Source organism: Micromonospora sp. NPDC049089 (assembly GCF_040648775.1).
Lineage (GTDB): Bacteria > Actinomycetota > Actinomycetes > Mycobacteriales > Micromonosporaceae > Micromonospora.
On sequence record NZ_JBEZEH010000031.1, the window covers coordinates 17,626 to 42,630 of the forward strand.

Annotated in this window: 18 protein-coding genes and 1 pseudogene; 7 read left to right on the plus strand and 12 right to left on the minus strand. The window is 71.0% G+C overall.

The window, feature by feature from the left end; all coding sequences use genetic code 11:
- Positions 1–122: 122 nt before the first annotated feature.
- From AB0B48_RS08240 to AB0B48_RS08250, 3 genes are all read right to left on the minus strand, one after another.
- Positions 123–1,763 carry an ABC transporter substrate-binding protein gene (locus tag AB0B48_RS08240; protein ID WP_357197728.1) on the minus strand — a complete coding sequence of 547 codons (1,641 nt, stop codon included), beginning with the start codon at positions 1,761–1,763 and terminating at the stop codon, positions 123–125.
- 579 nt (positions 1,764–2,342) lie between these two features.
- The gene (locus AB0B48_RS08245) at positions 2,343–3,029 is read right to left on the minus strand and encodes a response regulator transcription factor (RefSeq protein WP_030337843.1); all 687 of its coding nucleotides are present in this window, start codon (positions 3,027–3,029) and stop codon (positions 2,343–2,345) included.
- Between the two features lie 2 nt (positions 3,030–3,031).
- Positions 3,032–4,297, minus strand: a complete 1,266-nt coding sequence (locus AB0B48_RS08250; protein ID WP_357197774.1) for a PspC domain-containing protein — start codon at positions 4,295–4,297, stop codon at positions 3,032–3,034.
- Positions 4,298–4,452: 155 nt separating this feature from the next.
- Here AB0B48_RS08250 and AB0B48_RS08255 point away from each other — a divergent pair, with 155 nt between their 5' ends.
- The 3 genes and pseudogenes from AB0B48_RS08255 to AB0B48_RS08265 all read left to right on the plus strand — a co-directional run bounded on the left by AB0B48_RS08255 (position 4,453) and on the right by AB0B48_RS08265 (position 8,340).
- Positions 4,453–6,246: a PspC domain-containing protein gene (locus AB0B48_RS08255; protein WP_357197731.1), complete on the plus strand. Its 1,794-nt coding sequence runs from the start codon at positions 4,453–4,455 to the stop codon at positions 6,244–6,246.
- Positions 6,243–6,425, plus strand: a pseudogene (locus AB0B48_RS08260) (hypothetical protein); the annotation flags it as partial. The gene AB0B48_RS08255 and the pseudogene AB0B48_RS08260, both read left to right, overlap by 4 nt.
- Before the next feature lie 661 nt (positions 6,426–7,086).
- The gene (locus tag AB0B48_RS08265; protein ID WP_357197734.1) at positions 7,087–8,340 is read left to right on the plus strand and encodes a phosphatidylserine decarboxylase; all 1,254 of its coding nucleotides are present in this window, start codon (positions 7,087–7,089) and stop codon (positions 8,338–8,340) included.
- A 57-nt stretch (positions 8,341–8,397) separates the two neighbouring features.
- Here the strand turns inward: AB0B48_RS08265 and AB0B48_RS08270 are convergent, their stop codons facing one another.
- From AB0B48_RS08270 to AB0B48_RS08280, 3 genes are all read right to left on the minus strand, one after another.
- Positions 8,398–9,348, minus strand: a complete 951-nt coding sequence (locus tag AB0B48_RS08270; protein ID WP_357197737.1) for a CDP-alcohol phosphatidyltransferase family protein — start codon at positions 9,346–9,348, stop codon at positions 8,398–8,400.
- A 345-nt stretch (positions 9,349–9,693) separates the two neighbouring features.
- Positions 9,694–10,644, minus strand: coding sequence for an NUDIX domain-containing protein (locus AB0B48_RS08275; protein WP_357197740.1), 951 nt, complete (start codon positions 10,642–10,644; stop codon positions 9,694–9,696).
- 251 nt (positions 10,645–10,895) lie between these two features.
- Positions 10,896–11,846, minus strand: a complete 951-nt coding sequence (locus tag AB0B48_RS08280; protein WP_124856350.1) for an NUDIX domain-containing protein — start codon at positions 11,844–11,846, stop codon at positions 10,896–10,898.
- A gap of 143 nt (positions 11,847–11,989) precedes the next feature.
- On the opposite strand from AB0B48_RS08280, the gene AB0B48_RS08285 reads away from it, so the two are divergent.
- Positions 11,990–12,379, plus strand: coding sequence for a PspC domain-containing protein (locus AB0B48_RS08285; protein WP_357197744.1), 390 nt, complete (start codon positions 11,990–11,992; stop codon positions 12,377–12,379).
- Between the two features lie 7 nt (positions 12,380–12,386).
- Here the strand turns inward: AB0B48_RS08285 and guaA are convergent, their stop codons facing one another.
- Both guaA and AB0B48_RS08295 read right to left on the minus strand, forming a co-directional pair.
- Positions 12,387–13,943, minus strand: a complete 1,557-nt coding sequence (gene guaA, locus AB0B48_RS08290) for a glutamine-hydrolyzing GMP synthase (protein WP_355010065.1) — start codon at positions 13,941–13,943, stop codon at positions 12,387–12,389.
- Positions 13,944–14,095: 152 nt separating this feature from the next.
- On the minus strand, positions 14,096–15,793 hold the full coding sequence (locus AB0B48_RS08295; protein WP_357197748.1) for a GMC family oxidoreductase: 1,698 nt from the start codon (positions 15,791–15,793) through the stop codon (positions 14,096–14,098).
- Positions 15,794–15,938: 145 nt separating this feature from the next.
- On the opposite strand from AB0B48_RS08295, the gene AB0B48_RS08300 reads away from it, so the two are divergent.
- Complete coding sequence (locus tag AB0B48_RS08300) at positions 15,939–17,057, plus strand: LCP family protein (RefSeq protein ID WP_357197751.1); 1,119 nt, start codon at positions 15,939–15,941, stop codon at positions 17,055–17,057.
- Between the two features lie 7 nt (positions 17,058–17,064).
- Here the strand turns inward: AB0B48_RS08300 and AB0B48_RS08305 are convergent, their stop codons facing one another.
- Both AB0B48_RS08305 and AB0B48_RS08310 read right to left on the minus strand, forming a co-directional pair.
- Positions 17,065–18,522, minus strand: a complete 1,458-nt coding sequence (locus AB0B48_RS08305) for a M1 family metallopeptidase (protein ID WP_357197754.1) — start codon at positions 18,520–18,522, stop codon at positions 17,065–17,067.
- 110 nt (positions 18,523–18,632) lie between these two features.
- On the minus strand, positions 18,633–20,036 hold the full coding sequence (locus AB0B48_RS08310; RefSeq protein WP_357197757.1) for a M1 family metallopeptidase: 1,404 nt from the start codon (positions 20,034–20,036) through the stop codon (positions 18,633–18,635).
- 234 nt (positions 20,037–20,270) lie between these two features.
- Between AB0B48_RS08310 and AB0B48_RS08315 the strand changes: the two genes are divergently transcribed.
- Complete coding sequence (locus AB0B48_RS08315) at positions 20,271–21,386, plus strand: sugar phosphate isomerase/epimerase (RefSeq protein ID WP_357197760.1); 1,116 nt, start codon at positions 20,271–20,273, stop codon at positions 21,384–21,386.
- 61 nt (positions 21,387–21,447) lie between these two features.
- Here the strand turns inward: AB0B48_RS08315 and AB0B48_RS08320 are convergent, their stop codons facing one another.
- Together AB0B48_RS08320 and guaB are read right to left on the minus strand one after the other, a co-directional pair.
- Positions 21,448–22,566 (minus strand): GuaB3 family IMP dehydrogenase-related protein, encoded by a 1,119-nt coding sequence (locus AB0B48_RS08320; protein WP_091406427.1) that lies wholly within the window; start codon positions 22,564–22,566, stop codon positions 21,448–21,450.
- Between the two features lie 30 nt (positions 22,567–22,596).
- Positions 22,597–24,159 carry an IMP dehydrogenase gene (gene guaB, locus AB0B48_RS08325; protein ID WP_357197765.1) on the minus strand — a complete coding sequence of 521 codons (1,563 nt, stop codon included), beginning with the start codon at positions 24,157–24,159 and terminating at the stop codon, positions 22,597–22,599.
- Positions 24,160–24,345: 186 nt separating this feature from the next.
- Here guaB and AB0B48_RS08330 point away from each other — a divergent pair, with 186 nt between their 5' ends.
- Positions 24,346–24,765, plus strand: a complete 420-nt coding sequence (locus tag AB0B48_RS08330; RefSeq protein WP_355010073.1) for a DUF5319 domain-containing protein — start codon at positions 24,346–24,348, stop codon at positions 24,763–24,765.
- Positions 24,766–25,005: the final 240 nt, after the last annotated feature.

The following is a 25,005-nucleotide window of genomic DNA, read 5'->3' on the forward strand; positions in this document are numbered from 1 at the left end:
GTCGGACGGCCGACACGGTGGTGACAACGTGCGAGTGGAGTGTTGTAACACCCAATCGCGGAACGGCCCCGGGTCGGGCTCACCGGATGTGGCGAGCCCGACCCGGGGTCAGACCGTTCGGATCAGAGCTCGACCGAGGTGATGTCGATCTCGCCGACGTTGTTCAGCTCGAGCTTCTTGATCTTCTCCGAGTGGCCGGACTGCTGACCGTAGAAGTAGACCGGGATGCTCGGAACGTCCTGGTCGACCTTCTCGACCGCCTTGGCGAACGCCTCGTGCGAGGCCTCCAGGCTCGGAGCGCCGCTGGCCTGCTTGGCAAGGGCGTCGACCTCGGGGTTGCTGTAGAGGCCGTCGTTCGAGGAGCCGTTGGTGACGAACAGCGGGTTGACCCAGTTCTCGACGTCCGGGTAGTCCTGCTGCCACGCGGCACGGTACGGGCCGCTCATCTTGTGGGCGTTGATGTTCTGACGGAACACCGCGAAGGTCGGCACACCCTCGGCCCGGGCGTTGATGTTGAGGTTGGTCTTGATCTGCTGCGCGACGGCGTCCATCCAGTCCTTGTGGGCGGAGTCCGCGTTGTAGTAGAAGACCATCTCGCCAGTGAAGCCACCGGCCTCGGCGAGCAGCGTCTTGGCCGTCTCCGGGTCGAACTTGCAGGCGGTGCAGTTACCCGGCTTGGCGCCCGGGGTCAGCGGGTTCGCCCAGCTGTCGGCCGGCTTGCGGGTACCGAAGAAGATCTTGTCCGAGATCTCCTGCCGGTTGACCGCCAGCGACACCGCACGGCGCAGCTTCGGGTTCGCGAAGCGCTTGTCGTAGATCGGGAACGCGATGAACGCGGTCGACGGCGTGACGGTCGAGCGGCCCCGGTCACCGAGGTCGGTCTTCCACTTGTCACCGGCGAGCGCCGAAGTGGGGACAACCTCCATGAAGTCGAGGTTGTTGGCCAGCAGATCGGCGTAGGCGGCGTTGTCGTCCTGGTACAGCTTGACGTCGACGTCCTTGATCTTCATCTTGTCGCGAAGATTGTAGTCGTCGAAGCGCGTCAGCTTGATGAGGGAGTTGTCCTCCCAGGACACGAACTTCACCGGGCCGTTGCCGATCGGCTTCGTCTTGCCGAACTCTTCCGGCTTCATGGTGAAGAAGACGTCCGGCAGCGGCATGAAGGCGCTGTAGCCGAGCTTGGTCGGGAAGACCGCGGTCGGCGCCGCCAGGGTGACCTCGAAGGTCTGGTCGTCGATGACCTTCAGGCCGGACAGCTTGTCGGCCGTCGGGGTCGGGGCCTTCTTCGGGCCGTCCGCGCCGTCCGGGTCCGTGGTGTAGGTCTGCTCGAAGCCCGCGATGTCCGCGAAGAAGGTGCCGTTCTGCGCACCGTTCGGCGAGTAGGCGGCCCAGTTCCAGGCGTCGACGAAGTTCTTCGCCTTGACCTCGGTACCGTCGTGGAACTTGGTACCGGCCTTGATCTTGATCGTGAAGACCTTGGAGTCCGTGGTGTTGATGGACTCCGCAAGCGCGTTCCGCGGGGCCCCACCGTCGTTCGGGTACTCGACGAGGCCGGTGAAGAGCCAGTCGATGATCTTGCCGCCACCGGTCTCCGTGGTGTTCGACGGGACCAGCGGGTTCTCCGGCTGGACGCCGTGCACAACGATCGAGCCATCCGTGCTGGCGGCAGTGTCGTCACTGCCGCCGCTCGAGCAACCGCTCGCGACAAGCGCGGCAGCCGCGCTGAGCGCGATGGCGCTCGTCGCCCGCTTCGAGACTCTCATTCCGAGGGGCCTCCTCTTTCTAACCAGGTTCCGTCGTGGGTTTCACGCACGTTTGGGGGTGACACCGCCCGACCACCCCGGGGCGCGGGTCGCCGGGACCACAGGGAAGTTGGGGACACCCTGATGTTCCGATCCGCCGGGCTCCCCCACCAACGAGGCGTGACACGACGCAATCGACACAGCCACGGGCCGCCGAGATCGGCGAAATCGTGGTCGTGGGGCGTACGGAGTGCCACACACCGATGGTGAGGTGCTGCCACTGTGACACCCACTGGCCTCTTCCGTGAAGGTGCCGTTATCAAGCCGTTAGTTGCCCGCCACGTTGCCGATACTTGAAAAATGATCATAAAACGGTCGACGCAGGCGGCACTGAGCAGGAAATACGTTGCGCCCACCCGGTAACCCGGCCTGAGCCGGTGCGCGCGCCCCAGGACCACCCAGCCCGATGGGACGTGCGTCACCACTCATGTTTCGAGCCATCCGGATGAGGGCCCCTACGGCTACCCGGACACGATCATCGGCTGGGCGTACGAGGGCGCGCCGGCGGTTTCTCTGATCCTCGCCGGTGTCGACGCGCCGTCACACGAGCCGGCGGTCCGCCGCCCAGCGGGAGAGCTCGTAGCGATTCGACATCTGAAGCTTGCGCAACACGTTCGACACGTGCGTCTCCACAGTCTTGATGGAGATGAACAGCTCCTTGGCGATCTCCTTGTACGCGTACCCCCGGGCCAGCAGCCGCAGCACCTCCCGCTCACGGTTGGTGAGCTGGTCCAGCTCCGGGTCGGCCACCGGCGCGTCCGGGCGGGCCGCGAAGGCGTCCAGCACGAACCCGGCCAGCCGTGGGCTGAACACCGCGTCCCCGTCGGCCACGCGCCGGATCGCGGCAGCCAGCTCGTCCGGGGAGATGGTCTTGGTGACATACCCGCGGGCACCGGCACGGATCAGCCCGATCACGTCCTCCGCCGCGTCGGAGACGCTCAACGCGAGGAACTTGACCTGCGGGTGCGTACGCCGCATCGCCTCCAGCACCGCGCGACCACCGCCGTCGGGCATGTGCACGTCCAGCAGCACCACGTCCGGGCCGACTGCGGCGATCCGAGTGACCGCCTCGGCCACCGTGCTCGCCTCGCCCACCACCTCGACGTGGGCGCCCAACTCCGCGCGCACCCCGGCTCGGAACATGGCGTGGTCGTCCACCAGGAACACCCGCAGCCGCTCGGGGCGGGCATCCGCCGGGTCGAGGTGCTCGGTCGACTGCTCGGCCATGGTCATCTGTTCCTCTCCGCTGCGGACGAGTCCCGGGAGATCGGCAGGATCAACCGGACCTCGGTCCCCTCCCCCGGGCCGGACCGTATTTCGGCCCGTCCGCCGTGCCGCTTCATTCGCCCGATGATCGAGCCGCTGACGCCGTGCCGGTGGTCCTCCACCGTATCGGGGTCGAAGCCCTTGCCACGGTCCCGGACGAAGACGCTTACCTGATCCGGCTCCACCTCCGCGTAGAGCGACACGGTCTGCACGCCGGCGTGCCGGGCCGCGTTCACCAAAGCCTCCCGCGCGGCCGCTACCAGCGCCCCGACCTTTTCGTCGGTCTCCCGGTCCCCCACCACGACCGTCTCCACGCTGATCGCGAAGGTGTCCTCCACCTCGGCCGCGGCCTGCTCCAGCGCGGCGGCGAAGCGCTCGCTCGGCGAGGCGGTCGGCTTGTAGAGCCAGTTGCGCAGCGAACGCTCCTGCCCTCGGGCCAGCCGCTGCACCGTTTTGACGTCGCCTGCGTTGCGCTGGATCAGGGCCAACGTGTGCAGCACCTGGTCGTGCACCATCGCGGCCAACTCGGCCCGCTCCTGCTCGCGGATGCGCCCCTCGCGCTCCGAACGGAGCTGGCTGTACGTCCGCCAGAGCACCGGCGCGGCGACCACCCCGACGCCCGCCAACCCGACCAACGCGAAGATGACGCCATTGATCACCGCGTCGAAGTTCTGTGCCGGGGAGTAGACGGCCGCGACGCCGATGATGCCGACCGCGACCAGCACTCCCCCGCCGATGAACCGCAGCACGAAGGCCCGCCGGTCGCTCTCCTCGACGACCGCGCCGAGCCAGGGCACCGGCATCGCGTCGCCCCACTGTCGCCGCCGCTCGGGCGCGGACTGGTGCCAGATGACCCCGGCACCGACCGCGATGATGGCCACCAACCAACCGGCGGTGCCCGCCGCGCCGACCGAGTCGAAGACCATCACCTGGATCAACAGGACACCGAGCCCGATCCCCACGAACGGCAGGAGTTGGGCGACGTCCCGCCGGGGCGGCACCGCGGTGTCACCGGGACGCAGCGGCACCACCGCCCAGAAGGCCGCGTAGAGCAGCAGGCCGAGCCCGCTCAGCCCGAGCAGGACCATGAACGCGACGCGCACCCGCAGCACCGAGATGCCGAGATGGTCGGCGATACCGGCGGCGACGCCGGCGGCCATCCGGTGCTCCGGGGCGCGGTACAGGCGCGGGGGCGAGGTCACGGTGCTGATCGGAGGCTCCCTGGTCACGGTGGCGGACAGGTCGAGGTCGGTGACTCGATCGTCACACGCTGCGGCGTCCGCGACCACGGGGACGCCCCCGACATTCCGGCCGCCGGATCTCAGGGTGGGGTCAGGGTCGGGTCCTGAGGTCGTTCGGGTGGACCGGGCAGCAGGATCGAAGCATGACCGAGGAAGCTGCCCCGCCACCCCGACCGGGGTCGGCACAGCCGGGCGGTTCAGCACCGCCCCCGCCCACCACCACGCCCGCCGAGTGGACCGAGCCCATCACGTTCGGTCCGCACGCTGGCACCGACGCGACAGCCGGCACCGTGCCCGGCGAGCCGGCCGACGGCTACGCGCCGCCCACGGCGGGCCACGGCCCAGGCCCGGGGTTCGCGGCGGGCACCGGCTACGGTCCGGGCGGCACGCCGCCAGGGCCGGGTGGTCCCGGTCCGTCCGCACCGCCACCGCCGTTGGGCGGCACCGGATTCACCTCGCGGTACGGGCTGGTCCGCCCGCGCGAGGGGCGGTACCTGGCAGGCGTCTGCGCGGCGATCGGACGCGCCACCAACACCGATCCGGTGCTCTGGCGGGTGCTGCTCGCGGTGCTCGGGTTCTTCGGGGGCATCGGCATCCTGGTGTACGTCGCCGCCTGGCTGATCATCCCGAACGAGGGCGACACCGCGTCCCCCGTCGAGTCCATGCTCGGTCGTGGTCGCTCCAGCATGTCCCCGGTGACAGTGATCGTCCTGGGCATCCTGGTCGCGGCCAGCTTCGCGTACATCGTCACCGATGCCTTCCGCGCGGTGCTGCTCGGCGCGGCCATCCTGGTCGCCGGCGCGCTCCTGCTCAACCGGGACGGCCGCAACCCACGGCCCGGCACGCCCGGTGGTCCGCCGCCCGCCGCACCGTCCGGCAACCCGGCCGGTCCGGTCGTCCCACCGGTGACCTGGCCCGCGCCGTCGTATGGCCCGGCGCCGTCGACCGGCCCAGCGGCGACACCGCCGATGTTCGGCACCGGTCCGGGGTACGCCACCGCGACGACGGGGGCGGCGACCACAGCCACCGCTCCGGCGTACGACGCGCCGCCGACCAGCGCGACACAGCCGGTGTCCGGGGTCGGCCCGACGTCCGGGCAACCGGCCGGCACGACGGCTGCCCAGCCCGGCTGGCCGAGTACCGCCATGCCCAGCGCCGGCTGGCCGTCGGCGCCGGTGAGCAGCACACCCGCTGCCCCGGCCGGCTATCCGACCGCCCCGCCGCCCTCCGGTTACCGCCCTCCGTTCGCGCCGCACGGCCCGTACGCTTCGCCGACCCCGCCCGCGCCTCGTCCGCCCAAGCCACCGAAGCCGCCGAAGCGCCCCAAGGAGCGATCGCCGCTCGGTGCGGTGACCTTCTCGCTGATCTTCCTGGTACTCGGTCTGGTCGCCCTGCTCGACCTGCTGGACGTCTTCGCCGTCAGCGCCTCGGCGTACTTCGCTGCCGCGCTGGCCACGATCGCGCTGGGCCTGCTGGTCGGCACGTGGTTCGGACGGGCGCGCTGGCTCATCGCACTCGGTCTGGTGACCGCAGCGGCGCTGGGCACGGCGACCGTCGCAGAGTCCTACGACCGGATCCGGGGGGTCGACGGCGCGGTGACCTGGGCGCCCACCGACCACCGCGACCTGGCGGACCGGTACGAGAACAGCTTCGGTGACGCCGTGCTCGACCTACGAGGGATCAACTTCGCGAAACGGGACAGCCAGGTGACGGTGGCCGTCAACTTCGGCCAGGCGACGGTGGTCGTGCCGCCGAACGTGGACGTCACCACAGTGGCCGACGTCAACGCGGGCGACGCCAACATCTTCGGCAACCGCTCCGGCGGGCTGGACGGCCGCCTGCGGGAATCCACCGACGTCGGCGCGGACGGGCCCGGCGGCGGGACCCTGCGTCTCTACATCCATGTCAATGCCGGCAACCTGGAGGTGACCCGGTGAAGGCTCACCGCACGGATCTGGTGTCGTTCGCCTTCGGGCTCGTGTTCCTGGCGCTGTCAGCCTGGTGGCTGCTCGCCCAACTGCTCGGGCTCGCCCTGCCGCCGGTCGGCTGGTTCCTGGCCGGCGCACTCATCCTGATCGGGGTCTTCGGGTTGGTCGGCGCGCTGCGCTCGAGTCGACCGAACCAGCCGGAACCGATTGCCGAGGCCGGCGCAGCCGAGGCGGTCGCGCCCGTCTCCGGGACACCCGTCTCCGGCACGTCCGTCTTCGGCGGACCCGTCTCCGGCGCACCCGTCTCTGGTGCCGCCACGTCGACGTCCGGCGCGGCCCTGCCGGTCTGGGAAGCCGAACGGTCCACCTGGGACTCTCCCTCCTCCGACCCGACGCTCATCTCGGACCCGATGTTGGAGACGCCGACGACCGAGGTGCGGGCGCAGAACGTGCCGGGCGCCGACGTGATCCACCCGGCTTGGCTGGCACATTCGCCGTCGGAGCCGTCGACCGAGCCCATCCCCGGCCGACCCGACAACGGAGACGACGAGCCGACCACCGGGAACCCCGCCCGCCCGGCCTCGTCCGAGGGGGACGAGCCGACCCGCTCCGACCAACCGGTCGGGGCCACCGGCGACCAGCCGGGTGACGAGCACGAGGGTCCGCGCAGGCAAGCCTGACCTCGGACGGCCGTCCGCGTCGGTCCACCGCATCCCCACGGCGGTGCGGCCGGCGCGGACGGACGCATATGCTGGCTGGTGGAGATCTCGCCTCCGCCGGCCGGCCCGTCCCGCCCATGGCGGTCCCGCCGCGATTCCCGTCTCTACCCCCGTCAGGAGCCCGCCCGACATGACCCAGTCCCCCGCCGTGCGTACCACCGGCCGGTCCGGTCCGGTCCGCATCGGCGAGCGAGCCGCCCGTACCCTCGTCGCCGAGCTGGCCCGGATCAACGACCCCAAGGCCGCCCTGCTGGTCGGGGTGACCCCGGACTCCGCGGTGCTGGCCGCGGCGGTCGATGCGCTGCTCCCCGGTGACCGGCTCACCGTGGTGCCCGCCGAGCCGTTCGGCGCTGCCGCGCTCAGCGAGCACATCACAGCCCAGGGTCGCTGGGTGGCCGACCGGGTGAGCGTCGTCGACTCGCTGGCCGAGGCCGAGGCCGCCGAGGTCGTCATCGCCGCTGAGGCGTTCACCGGCACCGCCGAGGCCACCCGCAGCGGCGTCGAGGGGTTGGTCAAGTACCTGACCGACGGGGCGGTGCTGAGCGTGGCGACCGTCGCCACCCCCGGCCGGACCGAGGGTGCCGCCGCCGAGCTGGCCCGACAGGACGCCCTCTACGGCGTCGGCGCCGATCTGGTGCTGCGCAACTCGCCACCGGTGCGGGTCTACCGACTGCGGTTCACCCCGGCCAGCCCGGCCGCTGCCGACAGCCTGGCCCCCGCGTACCGGCCGTCGAGCGTGCCGGTGACCCGGGGCATGCACATCGACTCCAACGGGGTGGCGGCGGCGGGCATCGCGCTGGGCATCGCGGCGCTGGCCCGGGTGGCGCGCCCGTCGTCCAAGCTGTGGCTGCTGCCGGCCCTGGCCGCCGGGCCGGTCGCCGCGTTCTTCCGGGACCCCGAACGGGACGTGCCGGAGGACCCGAGCGCCGTGGTCGCCAGCGCGGACGGGAAGGTCCTGTCGGTGCAGCGGCTGCACGACGAGCGCTTCGGCGACGGCGAGTGGCTACGGATCGCGGTCTTCCTGTCGGTGCTGGACGTGCACGTCAACCGCGCTCCGGTCGCCGGCAAGGTGGTGGACTACTTCGTCGCCGACGGCGGCTTCGTCAACGCGATGAAGCCGGACGCCGAGCACAACGTCGCCGCGTACACCGTGCTGGACACCGCTCGCGGCACCGTGGTGGTCGCGCAGCGGACCGGGCTGATCGCCCGCCGGATCGTGCAGCGCGCGCCGATCGGCGCGCTGCTGGCCAAGGGCGAGCGCTTCGGGCTGATCCGGTTCGGCTCCCGGACCGACGTCTACCTACCCGCCGAGGCCGCCGACCCGCTGGTCGGGCCGGGCGACAAGGTGGTCGGCGGGTCCACGGTCATCGCCCGCTGGCGCTGACCCGCAGACGAAGAACGGGGCGCCGCTGACCGCGGCGCCCCATTCTGTCTGTTCGAATCAGGCGGTACGACGTTGCCGCAGCCAGAGAACCGGCCCGCTGACCAGGTAGCCCACCACGATCAGGGCGAACGTGAGCCGGATGTCGACCAGCGCGCCGATCACCGGGGCCAGCCAGAGCCACGGCGGCAGCTTCACCAGGCGGGCGAGCTTGGCGTACGGGAAGCTCGACACCATCGCGAAGGCCAGCAGCGCCACACCGGCGACCAGCACGGCACCGGGCACCGGCAGGCCGATCGCCACTGTCACGGCGAGGACCGCGGCCGCCATGGTGGTGGGCACCCCGCAGAAGAACCTGCCGTCCTTCGGCGAGACGTTGAAGCGGGCCAGTCGGATCGCGGCGCACGCCGCGACCAGGGCGCACGCCACCGCCGCCGCCGCCGTGGAGACGGAACCGGCGAGCGAGGCGTAGACCACTACCGGCGCGGCGAGACCGAACGAGCACATGTCGGCCAGTGAGTCCATCTGCGCGCCGAACGGGCTTGCCACCCCGAGCCGTCGGGCCAGCGCGCCGTCCAGACCGTCGAAGCCGACGCACGCGATCAGGCAGAGCGCCGCCATGCGCACCTCGCCCTGCATGGCCAGGAAGATGGCCAGCATGCCGAGCATCAGGCTGGCCAGCGTGCAGGCGTTGACCAGGCCGAACTTCATCCGGCGCGCGATGGTGCGCTCGCCGGGAAGCAGCGGGATCGTGTGGGCCTCGTCGGTCTGCGTCATCGGTGGCATCGCCGGGCTGACCGGCATGACCGCCTCGACGTCGGCTCGGTCCAGGCCCAGTGTCGGGTCCACGCCCAGTGTCGGCCGGCTGAGCCGGTCCAGGCCGTAGCGACGGCGCTGCCGATCGGCGTACCGGTGCTCGGTCGGGGCCAGGTCGGTCGGGTGCAGGTCGCCGTCGCGGCGGCCGACCCGGACCAACAGCACCTGGCGGGCGAACGTGCTGCTGCGGCGCAACCGGCCCGCCCAGCGACGCCCTGCGGGGCGCGGACTGTCAGTAGTACGACGCCGGCGCCATGGGGCTCTCGGCACGTTTCCTCCATCACCGGATCTGCTGACCGCCAAGTGGCGGGTGTCCGGCTGTCTCGTGCCGGACCTTGCATGGCCCGGCAGCCGTTTTGCGGAGTACACCATCGCATAGGGGAACATGGCTTGGCGATAGCTGCCGGCGGTACTTGTATCTGGCTTAAACCGCTCGAACCGCTCGCTTGTTCCCATCCCGGGCTTCTTCGCCCTTTTCCTCCATCATTCCCGCCTTTGACTGTACCGGAGGGTCACCAACTCGGCTCGCCGGGCGGTGTGCTATCGACCACTCTGTCCGATTGCCACGGCAGCGATGTCGCTCAACGGCAGGTCAGTCGCCTCCTCGCGGGTGAACCACCCCGCCCGCGCCGTCGACCCCCCGGCGGACTCGGTGACCACCGCGTCGGTAGGTACGTCCACCAGCACCCGATAGATCACCCGTACGCCATGCCAGTCCAGAGGTCGACCCTCCGGGCCCAGCGCGGCGGGATTGTGCAGATTGTTGACGCCGAGAAGCTCCACGACCCGGCCCACCTGCCCACCCTCCTCGACCAACTCCCGTAGCAACCCGGTGGTCGGCTGCTCGCCGTGATCGGTGCCCCCGCCAGGCAGGTGCCACAGACCGGCCCCCGGGTAGCCCTCCGCGATCTGGGTGAGCAGGATCCGCCCACCGGGGTCGGTGACCAGCCCGTACGCCCCGAAGCGCAGCCGACGGTCGGGGTGCTGCGGCGGCAACAGGTCCCGCGATCGGTGCGCCGCCGGCGGGAGTGGGGAGACTGGCAGGCCGAGCGCCTCGGCGGTGAACGGGGCCAACGGCAACTGCGCCACCTCCGCCAGCGAAAGCCAGGAAGCCTGATCGACCAGACCAGCCCCGACGCCGCGCGACCCGCCCTCGGGCCGCGCACTCTCACGCTCCGCGCCATCCGGCAGCGCGTCGTGGGGCGTGCTGAGGTCGAACAGCAGCCGGTCGGTGTGCAGCGAAGCCTTGTCCTCCGAAGAGGTGGCCACATCGGCAACCACCGCGAGTAGTCGCGTCACCGCAACCGTCAACCCGACCTGCTCGTCGACCTGGCGGATCACGGCGCGCTCCGGGTCCTCGGCATGCCTGACGGCACCGCCGGGCAACCGCCAGACCCCGGGAAACTCGCCCTCCGCCCCGTCCCGAACCACCAGGACCCGGCCCGCGTCCCGCAAAAGCCCATAAGCCCCGACTCGCCGCGCGAATTGCACCTTCGCTCGCCCCCGCTTCCGCACCCACAACTGTTGATCATCAAGTTACCGTCGTCCAACTGGCGTTCAGACAATAACTTCATGATCAATGCGAGGCAGTGCACGGGAAACCCGAGGCTGGCGGTGATCCACTCGGGTTCACGGAAGGCGCGGTATTCCAGCGCCCGGGATACCGCGTTTTCAAGGAACCCGAGTGGATCACAGGCTGGGCATGGACCTACCGAAGCCGGACGACCCCTCGGGGTCGGGGGTCAGGTGAGTTGGGCGGCCTGGACTGCTTCGGCGGTCACCTCGGTGAGGCGGTCGGTGGGGAGGGCGCCCAACTCCTCGCGGCCGAACCAGCGGGCCTCGCAGGTGGAGCCGCCCACGTCGGCCACGGTCAGCGGGTTGGGCTGGTCGACGACGACCCGGTAGAAGGCGCGTACGCCGTGCCAGTCGATCGGGTAACCCTCGGGGCCGAGTGAGGCGGCGTCGCGGTGACTCGCGACGCCGAGCAGCTCGACGAGGCGGCCGGCCTGGCCGGTTTCCTCGATCAGCTCCCGGATGAGTGCCGCGCCGGGCTGTTCGCCGTAGTCGGTGCCGCCTCCGGGTAGGTGCCAGCAGCCGGCGCCGGGGTAGCCGTCGGAGATGCGGGTGAGCAGCACTCGGCCGGCGGGGTCGGTGCAGACCGCGTACGCGGCGAAGCGCTGGGCCCGGTGCAGCCCGTCGGGGCCGGGCACGGCGTAGAAGGAGGGGAACTCGGGTGCCTCGTCGGGCACCACGTCGGCCGAGGAGGCGGGCAGCCCGAGGGCGCGTGCGGTGAACGAGCGCAGCGGCAGCTCGCGCGCCTCGTCGAGGGTGTACCACCGGGCCAGGTCGGTGGGGCGCTCGCCGACCCGGTCGGCGAGGGTGCCACCGCGCACGGCAACCCGGTAGATCAGCCGGTCGGTGTGGATGGTGATGCCGCGGTCGGGAAGTGCCCGCATGTCGGCGAGCACGTCGGCCAGGCCGGAGACGGCGACGGAGAGGCCGGTTTCGGCGGCGGTCTCGCGGACGACCGTGTGGTTCGGGTCTTCGCCGTGGTCGACCGCCCCTCCGGGCAGCGACCACGTGCCGGGGGTGCCGGAGCGCTCCGATGCGCGGACCAGCAGGACTCGGCCGCTTGAATCAGCACAAACTGCGTATGCCGCGATCCTGCGGAGCGGCTTGAGCAAGGTGGTCACGGGAGCAAATTCTCCCCGGGCCGGGTTACCGGAACGGAAAAGAGTCGGATTCCTGACTATCTGGCCCCGGTCAGGGATTGGTCAGGGTAAGGATCCGGGCGGTCACCGAGGGCGGGCCGGGCACCAGCGCGGACTGTGGGGGTATGACATCGACCACCGCTCCCCACGCTCCCTACAAGCAGCTCCGGCGACCCACCACCGACCGCATGGTCGCCGGGGTCGCCAGCGGCGTCGGCCGCTACTTCGCCGTCGATCCCACACTGGTCCGGGTGATCTTCGCGGTCACCGGCCTGCTCACCGGCGGGCTCGCGCTGTTCGCGTACCCGATCATGTGGTTCCTGATGCCGGAGGAGCCTAGCGGCGCGCCGGCCTGGCCGCACGCCGCGGGCGTCGCGCCGCAGAACGGCCCGCCGCCCACCGCCGGGCCCGCGCCCGGCGGACCACCGCAGGGGTACGCCTCGACGCCGCCCTACCCGCCGACGGCCCCGCTCTACCCGCCGACGACCCCGTCCAGCCCGCCGCCGGCGGCCTGAGCGGCGCTCACTCCCACTCGATGGTGCCCGGCGGCTTGCTGGTGACGTCCAGGACCACCCGGTTGACCTCGGCGACCTCGTTGGTGATCCGGGTGGAGATCCGGGCCACGATGTCGTAGGGCAGCCGGGACCAGTCGGCGGTCATCGCGTCCTCGCTGGAGACCGGGCGCAGCACCACGGGGTGCCCGTAGCTGCGCCCGTCTCCCTGCACACCGACGCTGCGCACGTCGGCGAGCAGCACCACGGGGAACTGCCAGACACCCCGGTCGAGGCCGGCGGCGGTCAGCTCCTCGCGGGCGATCAGGTCGGCCTGGCGGAGCAGGTCGAGCCGCTCCTGGTCGACCGCGCCGATGATCCGGATGGCCAGACCGGGGCCGGGGAACGGGTGCCGCCAGACCATCGCCTCGGGCAGGCCCAACTGGAGGCCGAGCGTGCGGACCTCGTCCTTGAACAGGGTGCGCAGCGGCTCGACCAGCGCAAACTTCAGGTCTTCCGGGAGGCCGCCGACGTTGTGGTGGCTCTTGATGTTGGCGGTGCCGGTGCCGCCGCCGGACTCCACCACGTCGGGGTAGAGGGTGCCCTGGACGAGGAACTCGACGTCGCCGTGTGCGGCGATCTCGCGGGCCGCGGCCTCGAAGACCCGGATGAACTCCCGACCAATGATCTTGCGCTTCTGCTCCGGGTCGGTCACCCCGGCGAGCGCGCCGAGGAACCGGTCGGTGGCGTCGACCACCTTCAGCTTGATGCCGGTGGCACTGACGTAGTCCTTCTCGACCTGCTCGGCCTCGCCGGCGCGCAGCAGGCCGTGATCGACGAAGACGCAGGTGAGCTGGTCACCGACGGCCTTGTGCACGAGCGCCGCGGCGACCGCCGAGTCGACTCCGCCGGAGAGGCCGCAGATGACCTCCTTGTCGCCGATCTGGGCGCGGATCCGGGCGACCTGCTCGTCGATGATGTTCTCGGGAGTCCAGGTCGGCTCGATGCCGGCGATGTCGTAGAGGAAGCGGGTCAGCATCTCCTGGCCGTGCGCGGTGTGGCCGACCTCCGGGTGGAACTGCACGCCGGCCCGTCGACCGGCCAGGTCCTCGAAGGCGGCGACCGGCGCGCCCGCCGACTCGGCGGTCACCGTGAAGCCCTCGGGCGCCTCGGTGACGCAGTCGCCGTGGCTCATCCAGACCGGCAGGTCCGCCGGCAGGTCACGCAGCAGCACACCGGGGTCGAGGAGGCGGGGGCGCAGCGGGGTGCCACCGTACTCACGGTTGCCGGTCCTGGTGACGGTGCCGCCGAGCGCCTGGGCCATCGCCTGGAAGCCGTAGCAGATGCCGAAGACCGGCACGTCGGCGCTGAACACGCCCGCGTCGATCTGCGGCGCGTCCGGGGCGTAGACGCTGGACGGGCCGCCGGACAGGATGATCGCGGCCGGGTTCTTCGCCAGCATCTCGGCGATCGGCATCGAGTGCGGCACGATCTCGGAGTAGACCTTCGCCTCACGGACCCGGCGGGCAATGAGCTGGGCGTACTGGGCTCCGAAGTCCACCACGAGGACTGGGCGAGGCAGGCTCATGTGCACGAAGCCTACCGACAGTCACGGCCGCTGCCGGCACCGGCTCGCCGGCAATCCACTCTCCCGGCGATCTTGCACTTTCTGCCCCGACAAAGGCCACGAATGCCACGTAACGACATCCGAAAGTGCGAGATCGCGGAGGTGGCGGCGGGTCACTGTCGCAGCGCGCCCGGGGCGTGCGGCGGGACCGCCGGGTTTTGCGGGGGTACGGGGGGCTGGCGGCGGTACGGGGAGCCGAGCGGCGGGCGGAAATCCTCGTCGCCCTTGTTGGGCCAGAAGGACATCGCCCGTTCCGCCTGTGCGGTGATCGTCAGGGACGGGTTCACGCCCAGGTTGGCCGAGACGGCCGCGCCGTCGACCACGTGCAGCCCGACGTGCCCGTACACCCGATGCCAGGGGTCGATCACCCCGTCGGCCGGGGTGGCGCCGATGACCGCCCCGCCCAGGATGTGCGCGGTCATCGGGATGTCGAACGGTTCGGTGAGTGAGCCGCCGGGGGTGCCGCCGATCTCGTCGGCGAGCATTCGGGCGGCGGTGTTGCCAGCGGGGATCCAGGTGGGGCTGGGCGCGCCGTGGCCCGGGCCGGTGACCAACCTGCTGCCGAGCGGGCCACGCCGCCACCGGGTGGTCAGCGAGTTGTCCACGGACTGCATGACCAGGGCGATCACCGTCCGTTCCGACCAGCCGCGTACCGACAGCATCCGCGCCGCCAACCGGGGCTGCCGCACGATGCTGCCCAGCCAGCGGCGGACCCGGTGCGGGCCGCCGTCGACCAGCAGCGACTGGAGCAGCCCCATCGCGTTGGAGCCCCGCCCGTAGCGGACCGGCTCGATGTGTGTCTGCGGGTCGGGGTGGAACGAGCTGGTGATGGCCACCCCCTCGGTGTAGTCCAACCGCTCGGACCGGGCCCGTTGGCGTGGCACCGAGGCGCCGAGGATCGCCTCCGAGTTGGTCCGGGTCAGCTCGCCGAGGCGGGCCGAAAGCCCGGGTAGCGCACCGTCGGCCCGCATCCCGTGCAGCAGCCGCTGGGTGCCGAGCGCCCCGGCGGCGAAGACCACCTGATCGGCGTGGATGACCCGTCGAGCCTTGCGCAGCCAGGCGCCGGTGCGTTCGGTGTGCACCTCGTACCCGCCGCCGTCGGCGGGCCGGACGGCGGTCACCGTGGTCAACTGACGGACCGTGACCCCGAGCCGTTCGGCGAGCCAGAGGTAGTTCTTGACGAGGGTGTTCTTCGCCCCGTGCCGGCAGCCGGTCATGCACGAACCGCAGTGCAGGCAGCCGGTGCGTTCCGGGCCGGCACCGCCGAAGTACGGGTCGGCGATCCGCTGGCCGGGCCGGCCGATGTGCACGCCCACAGGGGTGGCGTGGAAGGTGTGCCCCACCCCCATCCGCTCGGCCACCGCGCGCATGGCGCGGTCCGCGCCGGTGTGCACCGGGTACGTGGTGACGCCGAGCATTCGTTTGGCCTGGTCGTAGTGGTGGGCCAACTCGTCGCGCCAGTCGGTGATGTCCCGCCACTGCGGGTCGTCGTAGAAGGCCGGCAGCGGTTCGTAGAGGGTGTTCGCGTAGACCAGCGAACCGCCGCCCACCCCGGCGCCGGAGAGCACCAGCACTCCGCCGCCGGATCGTCGACCGGCCGGGCGGAGCAGGGTGAGCCGTTGGATGCCGTAGCAGCCCAGCTTGGGTGCCCAGAGGAACCGGCGGAGCCGCCAGGACGTCTGCGGGAACTCGTCGTCGGCGAAGCGGCGGCCGGCTTCCAGCACCGCGACCGAGTAGCCCTTCTCGGCCAGTCTGAGCGCGGTGACGCTGCCACCGAAGCCGGACCCGATGACGAGCACGTCGTACCGCATGGGTGCATCATTACTCGCCAGTAGCGCTCGCGCCAGCGCCCGTTTTTGCGCGATCATGCTCCGGCCGACCGACCCGGCGCCTCCCGGCCGCAACCCGGAGCACCCGTCGGAGCGTTGTTCACCAGACGGGTGGGAGGAATCCAGGATGGTTCTCGGGTCGATGGCGCCGCGCCGACGGTGGCTGCTGCTGGGGTTGGCGGCCCTCGCCGTCGTCGCGCTGATCGCGGCCGGCACCGTGGTGATCACCCGTCTGACCGGCGACAACAAGCCGGGCGGCGCTCCGGTGGCCGGCTCACCGACCCCGTCACCCGTCGGCACGCCGACCCCGAGCCCTAGCGGCCCACCGCCGGGCGCGGACATCACCGGCCCGCTCAACCTGCTGCTGGTCGGTGTGGACACCCGGGTCAGCGTGCCCGGATGGGAGCCGCACTCGGACGCCGTGCTGGTGCTGCACGTACCCAAGGGGTTGAATCGGGCGTACCTCTTCTCGCTCCCCCGCGACCTGCTGGTGGACATCCCGGCGTTCCCGAAGGCCGGCTACAAGGGCGGCAAGACCAAACTCACGCACGCCATGAGCTTCGGCAGCCGGGTGCCGGGCAAACCCAAACAACCCAGCACGGCCCAGGGGTACGAGCTGCTGCGCAGCACTGTCAGCGGCTACACCGGGCTGCGCATCGACGCCGGCGCGGTGCTCACCTTCAACGGGTTCGACCGGCTGGTCAACGCCCTGGGTGGGGTGGACATCTACATCGACCAGCGGGTCGAGTCGCTGCACCGCCGACCGGACGGCAAGTACCGGGAGAGCGCGCCAGGCGGCTACAAGGGGCCGCAGCAGGTCTACGAGAAGGGCGAGATGCACCTCAACGGCTGGCAGGCGCTGGACTACGCGCGGCAGCGCTACATCACCGGCGGTGACTACGCCCGGCAGCGCCACCAGCAGCAGCTGATCCGGGCGATGACCCGCAAGATCCTGGACGAGGGCCTGGCCAAGCAACCCGAGCGCGTCGACCAGGTGGTCTCCGCGCTGGGCGACACGCTCGTCTACGTGGGCGGACGCCGGATCGTCGACATCGCGTACGCCCTCAGTGGCCTGCCGGAGAACCGTTTCACGTTGGTCGGGCTACCCGGTTCCGGCGTCGGCAAGGGCAGCGCCTACCGGGGTGAACAGCTCACCACCGAGGGCCGGAAGTTCCTCACCGAACTCCGCGCCGGCCGCGCCGACGCCTACCTGGCCGCCCACCCCAAACTTGTCGTGAAGAACTGACCGCGGCTCAGAGCCGCTTGGGCTGGGCGGGCTTCTTGGTGCCGTAGAGCCAGGCGTCGAAGAGCGCGTCGAGCTGCTTGCCGGAGATCCGCTCGGCCACTGCCACGAACTCGGCAGTGGTGGCGGTGCCGTCGCGCTTCTCCGCCGCCCAGGTCTTGATGATCTCGAAGAACGCCTTGTCGCCGACGGCCACCCGCAGGGCGTGCAGTGTCATGCCGCCGCGCTGGTACACCGACTCGCTGAACAGCTTCTCCGCGCCCGGCTTGCCCGGCGGTGTCTGCCACACCCGCGCGGACATGCTGGCGTACCGGTTGTCGAACGCCTCCTTGGCGGTGTACGCCTCGGTGTGCTCGGCCCAGAGCCACTCCGCGTACGTCGCGAAGCCCTCGTTGAGCCAGATGTCCTCCCACCTGGCCAACGCGACGCTGTCGCCGAACCACTGGTGGGCCAGCTCGTGCGCGACGACCTCGGTGTTCTCGCCCTGCCGGAAGAAGCTCGCCGCGTACACCGGTCGGCTCTGCGTCTCCAGGGCGTAGGAGATCCGGCTGTCGGAGATCACCACACCGCCGTACGCGTCGAACGGGTACGGCCCGAACACACTCTCCAGGTAGTCCGCCACCGCGACGGTCTGCGCTATCGACGCGTCCGCGCTCCCCTTGGGCTCGGTGGTGGTGACCGCGTTGTAGACCGGGCGGCCCTTGTGCTCGCCGGCGGTGATCCGGAACTTGCCGATCACCAGCGTGCTCAGATAGCTGGCCATCGGCGACTTCTCCGACCACTTCCAGGTGGTCCAACCGCCCGTGCTGGTCTTCCCGCCGGGAACGCCGTTGCTGATCGCGGTGAGGCCGTCCGGAACGGTGACCTCGAAGTCGTAGGCCGCCTTGTCCGACGGGTGGTCGTTGACCGGGAACCAGGTGCTGGCCGACTCGGGCTGACCCAGCGCGATGGCACCGTCGGCGGTGTGCAGGAAACCACCGTCACCGAGCGCCTCGTTCTTCAGCGGCTTCGGCTTGCCCGCGTAGGTGACCTCGGCGACGAACCCGTTGCCGTTGATCAGCCCGGAAGCCGGCTTGATCACCAGCTCGTTCCGCTTGCGGCTGTGGGTCGCCGGTGCGCCGTCCACAGTGACCGCGCTGACGGTCAGGCCGGCCAGGTCGAGGTTGAACGACGACAGGTCGGTGGTCGCGGTGGCCCGCACCGTTGTCGTACCCGTCAGCTGGTCCTTGGCCGGGTCGTAGCGCACCTTCACCGTGTACCGCCCGACGTCGTAGCCGCCGTTGCCGTAGGTCGGGAAGTAGGCGTCGCCGACCCCGTCGGCGCCCGCGGCGAACGTCCGCGCCGGAGTGGGGGACGCTTTCGGTGACGGGGCCGCCTCCGGGCCCGCCGAGTCGCATCCGGACAGTGCGAGCGCACCGGTCACCAGCAGGCCGGCAGCCACTCGCAGTCTGTGCCGCGTCCCGCGCATCCCACACCCTTTCCGCACGGTGGCCGGTCACGGCCTCCGCAGTTCCGCGCGAACGGGCGCCTACCCGCCGTTCGCAGGCGGCAGCATATCGACCGGGCGGCGGGGCCGGATCACGGCAGTGTGGGAGCCGACCCGCCCACCAACCAGGCGTCGAAGAGCGGACGCAGTTGCCTCCCGGCGACCCGCTCGGCCAGCGCGACGAGGTCCGCCGTGGTCGCGTTGCCCGCCGCCCGCTCGGTGGTCCAGGTACGCAGGATGCGGAAGAAGAGGTCGTCACCGACGGTCCGGCGCAACGCGTGCACGGCGAGCGCCCCGCGCTTGTAGACGGCAGTGCCGAACATCTGCTCCCGGCCCGGCTCGACCGACGGCTGCGTCCAGTCGGTCGCCGCGTACTGGATCTCGAAGTTGCGCTGGGCGGTCCGGCCGCCGTCGTGCTCCTCCCACAACCACTCGGCGTAGCTGGCGAAGCCCTCGTTGAGCCAGATGTCGCTCCACCTGGTCAGCGACACGCTGTCGCCGAACCACTGGTGCGCCAGTTCGTGCGCGACGACGCTCGGGTTCGGCTTGTCGTCCGCGAAGAAGCCAGGCCCGTAGACCGGCCGGGACTGGGTCTCCAGCGCGTACCCGATCCGGTCGTCGGCGATCACGATCCCCCCGTACGAGTCGAACGGGTACGGGCCGAAGCGGCTGGCCAGGAAGTCGACGATCGCGCCGGTGCGGGCCAGCGAGGTGGCCGCGCCGCCGGTCTCCGGCAGGCTCGCGGCCACCGCCGTGACCATCGGTCGAGCCGCGTGCGTGCCGGTCACCACCCGGTAGTCGCCGATCACGAGCGTGCTGAGATAGCTGGCCATCGGAGCACGCTCCGACCAGCGCCAGGTGGTCCAACCGTCGGCGCTGCTCTTCGGCCCGGGTACGCCGTTGCTCAGCGCGGCCAGGCCGTCCGGAACGGTCACCGCCAGGTCGTAGGTGGCCTTGTCCGACGGGTGGTCGTTGACCGGGAACCAGGTGGCGGCCGAGTCGGGTTGGCCGAGCGCCACCGCGCCGTCGGCGGTGTGCAGGAAACCACCGCTGCCCAACGCCCCGTCGTCGACGGCGGTGGGGATGCCCGCGTACTCGACAGTCACTGTGAACTGCCGGCCGCGCGGCAGTCCGTCGCGGGGGGTCACCACCAACTCGCCGTCGTCGCGCCGGTGCTCGGCCGCCACGTCACCCACGCTGACCGCGCGGACCTCCAGGCCGACCAGATCCAGGTTGAACCGGGACAGGTCCTGGGTGGCGGTGGCCGTGATGACGGCTCGACCGGTCAGCCGGTCGGTCGACGGGTCGTAGCGCACGTCGAGGCCGTAGTGCCCGACGTCGTAACCGCCGTTGCCGTGCCCCGGCACGTACGGGTCGCTGACGTCGGCGGCACCGGGCCGGAAGCCGTCGCGGTCGTCGCCGGTACAACCGGTGACTGCCAGCCCGATCGCGCAGGTCAGCGCGGCGATGCGCAGTCTGCGTCCGGTCCGGACCATGCCCACTCCTCCTGCGGCGTTGCGGCCTCCTGCGCCTCTCGCCTCCTGCGCCTCTCGCCTCCTGCGCGGTGCGGTCAGGACGAGCGTAGTCAGCATCGCGGGCCGCGCGGCCGGTATCGACGATCATCAGTAACTTTCGTTGAATCAAACAAAAGCTGCCGTCGATCGAACCTATCTTTCGACTTAGACCGACGTTAGTGTCTGTCTCCGACCACCGTCGCGAAAGGTGGAACCATGCCAGACCACACCGCCCCCGACGCCACCCCCACCGGCCGGCTCAGCCGCCGATCCCTGCTCGCCGCCTCCGCCGGCGCCGCCGCCGCGATCGGCGCGGCCGGCCTACCCGTCCTCGCCACCGGCACCCCCGCGCTCGCCAACCCCGGCAAGGCGAGCAAGCTACGGGTGGAGCCGCTGATCCCGGCCCGCAACCGCGGCATCATCCTCTACAGCGTCCGCGACCGGATTACCGCCGCGCCCGACGACAGCGGGGTGCCGTACGGCTTCGAGCGCGTCCTCGCCCGACTCGCCGAGATCGGCTACAAGGAGATCGAGTTCGCCGGCTACACCCAGAGCACCGAGATCCTGGGCCGGCAGATCACCCCCGCCGAGATTCGCAAGATCCTCGACGACAACGGCCTGGTGGCCAACGGCACCCACGCCTCGATCCAGCCGGCCACCTTCCAGCAACAGCTGGACATCGCCGAGGAACTCGGCATGAAGAACATCGGCACCGGCAGCGACCCGACCAGCAGCGCGTACAAGGCAGAGTGGGACGCCGCCGCGGACATCTGGAACGAGCTGGGCCGGCAGGCCAAGGCCCGGGGCATGCGGCTCTACACGCACAACCACGACGCCGCGTACAACTTCCTGATCGACCGGGGCCCACGCGACGCGCAGGGCCGGCAGACCCGGTCCTCCGGCATCCGCCGACTGGAGTACTTCTTCGAGATCACCGACCCGAGGTACGTCTTCTTCGAGCTGGACATCTACTGGGCCTACGTGGCCCGTTACAAGCACCAGAAGTACGTCAACCCGGCCGGCCAGGAGGTGACCGACCTGTTCGACCCGATCCTCACCGTGGCCGACCGGACCACCCGGTTCCCGCTCTTCCACGCCAAGGACGGCGACCGGGACACCAGCGTTCCCAACGGGTACCAGATGACCCCGCTGGGCGACGGCGACCTCAACTTCCAGCAGTTCTTCCAGACCATCGGCGAGCGCAACTTCCACCACGCCAACTGGGAGATGGACACCGCCCCCGGCGGCGCGGACAACAAGGGCCAGTCGCTCGACTTCGCGGCGACCAGCTACCGCAACATGTCCGACCTGACCATCTACGTGGAGAAGTGACAGCCGACTGAACACGACGAAGGCCGGCCCGTGCGGGCCGGCCTTCGCGCGTCAGGAACGGTCAGCGGTCGAGGACCAGGCCGACCTTCTGGAACTCCTTCAGGTCGCGGTAACCGCACTTGGCCATCGCCCGACGCAGCCCACCGAACAGGTTGAGCTGGCCGTCGGCCTCGTCCGCCGGCCCGAAGAGCAACTGCTCCATCGACCCGAGCGGCTCACCGGAAACCTCGAAGGCACCCCGGGGCAGCGACGGGTGACTCGCCGCCGAGTGCCACCAGGCGCCACCGGCCGGGGCCTCGTCGCAGAGCGACAGCGGCTCACCGAGCATCACCGCGTCCGCGCCGCAGCCGAGCGCCTTGGCGATGTCGCCCGACGTCTGGATGTCACCGTCGGCGATCAGGTGCACGTACCGGCCACCGGTCTCGTCCAGGTAGTCACGGCGGGCCGCCGCTGCGTCGGCGATCGCGGTGGCCATCGGCACCCGGATGCCCAGCACCGACTCGGTGGTCGACCACTCGTCGCCACCGATGCCCACGATCACGCCGGCCGCGCCGGTGCGCATCAGGTGCAGCGCCGTCTTGTAGTCCGTGCAACCACCGACGATCACCGGCAGATCGAGGTCGGCGATGAACTCCTTGAGGTTCAGCGGCTCATCGGTGGTCGACACGTGCTCGGCCGAGACGATGGTGCCCTGGATGACCAGGATGTCCACCCCGGCGTCCAGGATCACCGGCGCCAGCGCGAGGGTGTGCTGCGGGGAGACCCGCACCGCCACGGTGCCGCCACCGGCGCGCAGCTCGCGGACCCGCTCGGCGATCAGGTCCGGGCGGATCGGCTCGGCGTACACCTCCTGGAGCCGCTTGGTGGCGCGGGCCTCCTCGTCGAGGCCGGCCAGCTCGTCCAGCACCTTGGTCGGGTTCTCGTAGCGGGTCCAGAGCCCCTCGACGTTGAGCACGCCGAGGCCGCCGAGCTGACCGAGCCGCACCGCGGAGGCCGGGCTCATGGTGGCGTCGGAGGGGTGACCGACGCACGGAATGCCGAACGGGTACGCGTCGAGCTGCCACGACGTCGAGACGTCGTCGACGTCCCGGGTACGGCGGCTCGGCACGATGGCGATGTCGTCCAGGTGGTAGCCGCGCTGCGCGGTCTTGCCCAGCCCGATCTCGACCACGTCACGCATGGGGGACTCCAGGTGGTTGGGGGTGTTGGATCAGCGGGTGTGGTAGTTGGGCGCCTCGACGGTCATCTGGATGTCGTGCGGGTGGCTCTCCTTCAGACCAGCCGCGGTGATCCGGATGAGCTGGCCCCGGCGGTGCAGATCGGGGATGTTCTCCGCACCGGCGTACCCCATCGCCAGCCGCAGCCCGCCGACCAGCTGGTGGGCGACCCGGGACAGCGGCCCCCGGTAGGGCACCTGGCCCTCCACGCCCTCGGGAACCAGCTTGTCGTCGCTGAGCACGTCCTGCTGGAAGTAACGGTCCTTGCTGTACGACTTGGCCTGACCCCGGGACTGCATCGCGCCGAGCGACCCCATCCCGCGGTACGTCTTGAACTGCTTACCGTTGACGAAGATCAGCTCGCCGGGGCTCTCCTCGCAACCGGCCAGCAGGCTGCCGAGCATCACCGTGTCCGCGCCGGCCACCAGGGCCTTGGCGATGTCGCCGGAATACTGGATGCCGCCGTCGCCGATCACCGGCACACCGGCCGGGCGGGCGGCCCGGGCCGCCTCCATGATCGCGGTCACCTGCGGCACGCCGACCCCGGCGACGATGCGGGTGGTGCAGATCGCGCCCGGCCCCACGCCCACCTTGACGCCGTCGGCGCCGGCGTCGACAAGCGCCTTCGCACCCGCGTACGTGGCCACGTTGCCGCCCATGATGTCAACCGTCACGTCGGCCTTCAGCCGGCGGACCATGTCCAGCACGGCCCGCTGGTGACCGTGCGCGGTGTCCACGATCAGCACGTCGACGCCCGCGTCGACAAGTGCACGGGCCCGCTTGTACGCGTCCTCGCCCACACCGATGGCGGCGGCGACCCGCAGCCGGCCGGCGTCGTCCTTGCTGGCGTCCGGGTACTGCTCGCTCTTGGTGAAGTCCTTGACGGTGATCAGGCCACGCAGCCGGCCCGAGTCGTCGACGATCGGCAGCTTCTCGACCTTGTGCTGACGCAGCAGCGCCAGTGCCTCGTCCTTGCTCACCCCGACCCGCGCGGTGACCAGCGGGGTGTGGGTCATGATCTCGCGAACCGGAGTGTTCGGCTCGGAGACGAAACGCATGTCCCGGTTGGTGACGATGCCGACCAGCTGGCCGTCGCCGTCCACCACCGGAACACCGGAGATGCGGTAACGCCCGCACAGCTCGTCGACCTCACGCAGCGTGTCGTCCGGGCTCGCGGTCACCGGGTTGGTGATCATGCCGGACTCCGAGCGCTTCACCAGGTCGACCTGGTGTGCCTGGTCCTCCAGCGAGAGGTTGCGGTGCAACACGCCGATGCCGCCCTGGCGGGCCATGGCGATCGCCATCCGGGCCTCGGTCACCGTGTCCATCGCGCTGGACAGCAGCGGAATGGACAACTCGATGTTGCGGGTGAGCTTCGTCCGGGTATTCACACGGCTGGGCACCACGTCCGACTCGCCCGGCTGAAGCAGCACGTCATCGAAGGTGAGGCCGAGCGGAACCACCCGGGCGGAGCCGGCCGGCAGCTCGGGCAGGTGGCCGCCCAGGTCGGCGTGCTCGCCGCCGGCCGGAAGATCGGTGCTGGGCGAATTTTCCACGATTGCTCCCCTGAGCTGCTCGGATGGGCTTCAGCGAGGTGGCGCGGGCGGGCACCGGAGCGCACCACGAAGCCGGCACGTCGCTTCATCGTACCCAGTGAGCTGGGCGACCCGTCCGTGGCAGGCCGGGCCGGCCCGGAGACCGGGGGGCGGACGTTCGCGCCGCGTTGGGTCTACGGTGAGGGGGTGCACGACGAGCCCATCGACCCGTTCAACGGCGACCCGGCCGATCCGACTGCGGGTCTGGATGACCCGGGCGATGACGCGACGCCGGATCCGCTGACCGACGTCGAGCGGCAGGATGTGCTGGAAGACCTCGCTGACTTGGAGATCTACCAGGCCCTGCTGGCCCCGATCGGGGTTCGCGGGCTCGTGATCGAATGCGAGGACTGTCGCGAACCGCACTACTTCGACTGGGACCTGCTCCGCGGCAACCTGCGGCACCTGCTCAACTCGGGTCGGCCCCGGGTGCACGAACCCGCCTACGACCCCGACCCGGACCACTACGTGACCTGGGACTACGCCCGGGGGTACGCGGACGGGGTGCACGACACCCTGTCCGAGGGCACCGAGGACGAGCCGGACACCCCGACCGCCACCAAGTAGCCCCGCCGGGCGGCTGCGCGGCGTACCCCTGCTGTCCCTCCCGCCGACCCGCCGGATGCTCCGCTGCCGCGTGGCGTGCCCCGACTGCACGGCGTGCCCGGCTGCGCGGCGTGCCCCGGCTGCGCGGCGTGCCCCGGCTGCGCGGCGTGCCCGGCTGCGCGGCGTGCCCGGCTGCGCGGCGTGCCCGGCTGCGCGGCGTGCCCGGCTGGGGGGGGGGCGCGGGGGCGGGGCGTGCCGGGG

Excerpts from the sequence above, each read along its gene's own strand:
- AB0B48_RS08240 (WP_357197728.1), bottom strand. The coding sequence starts at position 1,763 with ATGAGAGTCTCGAAGCGGGCGACGAGCGCCATCGCGCTCAGCGCGGCT.
- AB0B48_RS08245 (WP_030337843.1), bottom strand. The coding sequence starts at position 3,029 with ATGGCCGAGCAGTCGACCGAGCACCTCGACCCGGCGGATGCCCGCCCC.
- AB0B48_RS08255 (WP_357197731.1), top strand. The coding sequence starts at position 4,453 with ATGACCGAGGAAGCTGCCCCGCCACCCCGACCGGGGTCGGCACAGCCG.
- AB0B48_RS08265 (WP_357197734.1), top strand. The coding sequence starts at position 7,087 with ATGACCCAGTCCCCCGCCGTGCGTACCACCGGCCGGTCCGGTCCGGTC.
- AB0B48_RS08285 (WP_357197744.1), top strand. The coding sequence starts at position 11,990 with ATGACATCGACCACCGCTCCCCACGCTCCCTACAAGCAGCTCCGGCGA.
- guaA (WP_355010065.1), bottom strand. The coding sequence starts at position 13,943 with ATGAGCCTGCCTCGCCCAGTCCTCGTGGTGGACTTCGGAGCCCAGTAC.
- AB0B48_RS08295 (WP_357197748.1), bottom strand. The coding sequence starts at position 15,793 with ATGCGGTACGACGTGCTCGTCATCGGGTCCGGCTTCGGTGGCAGCGTC.
- AB0B48_RS08300 (WP_357197751.1), top strand. The coding sequence starts at position 15,939 with ATGGTTCTCGGGTCGATGGCGCCGCGCCGACGGTGGCTGCTGCTGGGG.
- AB0B48_RS08305 (WP_357197754.1), bottom strand. The coding sequence starts at position 18,522 with ATGCGCGGGACGCGGCACAGACTGCGAGTGGCTGCCGGCCTGCTGGTG.
- AB0B48_RS08310 (WP_357197757.1), bottom strand. The coding sequence starts at position 20,036 with ATGGTCCGGACCGGACGCAGACTGCGCATCGCCGCGCTGACCTGCGCG.
- AB0B48_RS08315 (WP_357197760.1), top strand. The coding sequence starts at position 20,271 with ATGCCAGACCACACCGCCCCCGACGCCACCCCCACCGGCCGGCTCAGC.
- AB0B48_RS08320 (WP_091406427.1), bottom strand. The coding sequence starts at position 22,566 with ATGCGTGACGTGGTCGAGATCGGGCTGGGCAAGACCGCGCAGCGCGGC.